Genomic DNA, 3,267 nt, shown 5'->3' on the forward strand with positions numbered 1-3,267 from the left:
AACCACGGCGATGATCGGTCTTCCTTGATAACATAAGGCGATATGTAGGGCATATTCTCCCGTTTTGTCGATAAAATCGCGGGTTCCGTCCAAAGGATCGATAATCCATACCCAATCTTTCGGGATAGCTTCATTACCCTGATGGGTTTCCTCGCTCAGATAACCAAAGTCGATATCAGAAAAATTTGTTTGTAATTCCCCTAAAATATAGTTATTTGCCGCTAAATCCGCCGCCGTCACTGGTCCGCCTTTTTTCTTCTTGTTGACGGCTAAATCCTGTTCACCCCGGTGGTAGGATTGGAGAATTTTAGCACCACCCCAACCGACGGCACGAGTCACAGCTAAAATGCGATCGAGTGTTTCGGTATCTTGACAGGTTAAATTAATCATAAAATAGCCTCAGTTTTTCAGACTTATTATACTAAATCCGTTGAGTATAGGCTACTCATAGAGGAGAGGCAAAAGGCAAAAGGCAAAAGGCAAAAGGGGAAATAAATAATCAGTTTTTCAGACCTATTATCTACTAAATTGAAAGACTGGCATCTTAGCTTATCATCTCTTGCTTCCTAACTCCTGACTGGCTTAATGTTGCTCTTGCCAAAAATAATCGGCGGGTTTTTTGGTTTCTGCTGGTGATGATTGAGGAGCGTCTCCCAAGAAAACCGAACGCTGGATGACGCGATCGCCTAATCTTCTTTGGACTCGACTGGGAATACCGTAACCGTAGGCAATATGACCTTTTCCTGCTAGGACGATGATCTGATAGTCGGGATGAGCTTGCCAGAATTTAGCGATCGCATCGGCCATGGTTTCATCCCAGAGAACCTGTGCCAAAAAAAAGCGATCGAATCCCTGACTTTTGCCCCCCGTGTGTTGCTCATAAACGGCTAAGATCTGTTGACGGTACTCCTCGTTATCCTGGTTTATTTCGCTTTTAGGGGGAATGTAGGTCATTTCTGAGGTAGAGAGGCTTTCTAAGCCCTCCTGTGCCACTTTTCTAGTGATTTCCGTGGGTGTATTTAGGGCGATCGCTGGTAGTTGTTTCGCCTTGGCCAAGCGCAGGATCGGGGCGTAAAATTCCCAATCAAATCCCCAACGTTGGTCGTATTCACTTTTTTCTCTCAACTGATTTTCGCTAATTTTGCCGGCTAAATACTGATCCAAATAGATTTGGTAAGGACGTTGAAACATCTCGAAAGCGATCGCTATTTGGGGATTATTAGCCTGTAAATACTCGATAATAGCTAATTGGGCCTGATGATCGGCTTGGCTATCGTGCCTTTCCCCCAGATAAATAATCTCGGCTGTTTTTAAATCTGCCAGAATTTGTTTTTGGCTATTAGTAAAACTCCAGGCCCGGGGCAGCAAAATAAACAGTAAGCAGAGGGCAAGGAAAACAGGAAAAAAGCGTCGAGAGAATTTCATCTTTTTATACTAAATCCGTTGAGTATAGGCTACTTGTGAGGACAGGCAAAAGGTAAGAGGCACTCATGCAAAAGAGGGAATAGATAATCAGTTTTTAATAACTAGATTTAGTATTAAAAGCCTTTTAAGAAACTGATCTTAACCGAAGCCAAGACAAAAAGGGTGAGCAATGCCCACCCGAAAAAATTTTCAGAGAACCTTTCTGGTTTAGTAGGTTTCTACGTGCCAGCGATGTTCTTTTTTCAGTTGTTTCTGATAGACAGACCAATCAGCACCATTTTTAGCGGCGGCACCACTGATAGCATCGTCGATACCATCTTCCATCCCTTTCAGTCCGCACATATAAGCGTGGGTTTTGGGACTTTGGAGTAGATTCCAGATTTCGTCAGCGTGTTCGGCTACCCGGTGTTGAATATACATTCTACCGCCCTGGGGATTTTGCTGTTCCCGGCTGATGGCATAGGTGAGACGGAAGTTATCGGGGAATTCCGCCGCTATTTTCTCTAATTCTTCTTGGTAGAGAATATTGGCCGTTTTGGGAACTCCGAAAATCAACCAAGCTAGACCTTTGAATTTATAATCTTCGTGTTGTTCCTTGAACATCCGCCAGAGGAAAGCTCGGAAAGGAGCGATTCCGGTCCCAGTGGCCATCATAATGATAGTGGCATCTTCATCACCCGGTAGCAGCATTTCCTTACCCACCGGACCAGTAATAGCCACATCGTCCCCCACCTCTACATTACAGAGATGGGTGGAACAAACTCCATAAACGGTTTCCTTGGTTTCTGGATGTTGGTATTCCAACTGACGCACGCAGAGGGATACGGTTTTATCGTCTAATTTATCACCATGACGGGTGGAGGCGATCGAATAGAGTCTCAATTTATGAGGTTTGCCATTAGCATCGGTACCCGGGGGGATAATACCGATACTTTGCCCTTCTAAATAGCGTAAATCGCCCCCAGAAAGGTCAAAGGTGACGTGTTGTACGATGCCGATACCTCCCTCATCAACGAGAGCATAATTCTCGATACATTTGCCGATAAAGGGTTGGTTCGGACGGTAGATGTTGACGGGGATATCTGTTTTTTCTTTCGCTTGAGTCATGGCCTTTTTCTTGGTCTGTTCGGTGACGGGCGATGATTGAGCGATTGGCTGTGGTGTGGAGGCACTAGAAACAGTTGCTACGGGGGCAATCCCATTTAAGGGTTTGATGCTGACGATACGACCACCTAAACGGGTAATCCGACGCATTTCTTGATTCATGCGACTGTAGGGAACCGTGAAAAACACGCTTCCACTCTGACGGATTGAATAATCCAAGCTGTCAGTATTGTCGTTTTGATTGAGACCCGCCACTTCGTAAACAAATAAACGGTTTCCCGCTAGTGTACTCGGACTGTACATTAAATATAACTCCCAACTCAAGTCACGATAATCGTTCCATAGTTTAGCCTACCATCGGTACACTACACCTAGGCCTAATTGAGAGTTATCTTAAAAAAACCACAGACATCGCTTTTATCTTTCCCTTAAGGATAGGTCAACTCTCTGGTTAAAATCTGTTACATTTGCAGCATTTTTACTTTTTATTAAGATTTCTGCTACTTTTCCCTATTTATGCTAAAAATCCCCCTGGTTTGCCTGATCAGGACAAGAGCGGGGGACAGATATTAGCGATAATTATTTTTTGACATCCTCGCCGCCCTAAAAGTGCGGCGATTCCTAAACCTCACGATTTAAGTTTCTGCTTCCACCACCGTCGCATACCACAGTTAAAAAACCATGTACTGTCTTACACAGAGTCCACAGACTTTCGCCCCATTTCAGAAGCCCGATTCC

General features: G+C 44.5%; 3 protein-coding genes. All 3 read right to left on the reverse strand.

Going from position 1 to position 3,267, the window contains the following annotated elements; translation table 11 throughout:
• On the reverse strand, positions 1–390 hold a 390-nt coding region (locus tag PX481_RS22675), incomplete at its 3' end, for a 3'(2'),5'-bisphosphate nucleotidase CysQ family protein (protein ID WP_288096179.1).
• Between the two features lie 192 nt (positions 391–582).
• Positions 583–1,425, reverse strand: coding sequence for a ChaN family lipoprotein (locus PX481_RS22680; protein WP_288096182.1), 843 nt, complete (start codon positions 1,423–1,425; stop codon positions 583–585).
• 207 nt (positions 1,426–1,632) lie between these two features.
• Positions 1,633–2,832: a bifunctional rod-capping linker CpcD/ferredoxin--NADP reductase PetH gene (cpcD/petH, locus tag PX481_RS22685; protein ID WP_288096184.1), complete on the reverse strand. Its 1,200-nt coding sequence runs from the start codon at positions 2,830–2,832 to the stop codon at positions 1,633–1,635.
• Positions 2,833–3,267: the final 435 nt, after the last annotated feature.

The sequence above is a fragment of the Microcystis sp. M53603_WE2 genome (assembly GCF_030065435.1).

Excerpts from the sequence above, each read along its gene's own strand:
- PX481_RS22680 (WP_288096182.1), bottom strand. The coding sequence starts at position 1,425 with ATGAAATTCTCTCGACGCTTTTTTCCTGTTTTCCTTGCCCTCTGCTTA.
- cpcD/petH (WP_288096184.1), bottom strand. The coding sequence starts at position 2,832 with ATGTACAGTCCGAGTACACTAGCGGGAAACCGTTTATTTGTTTACGAA.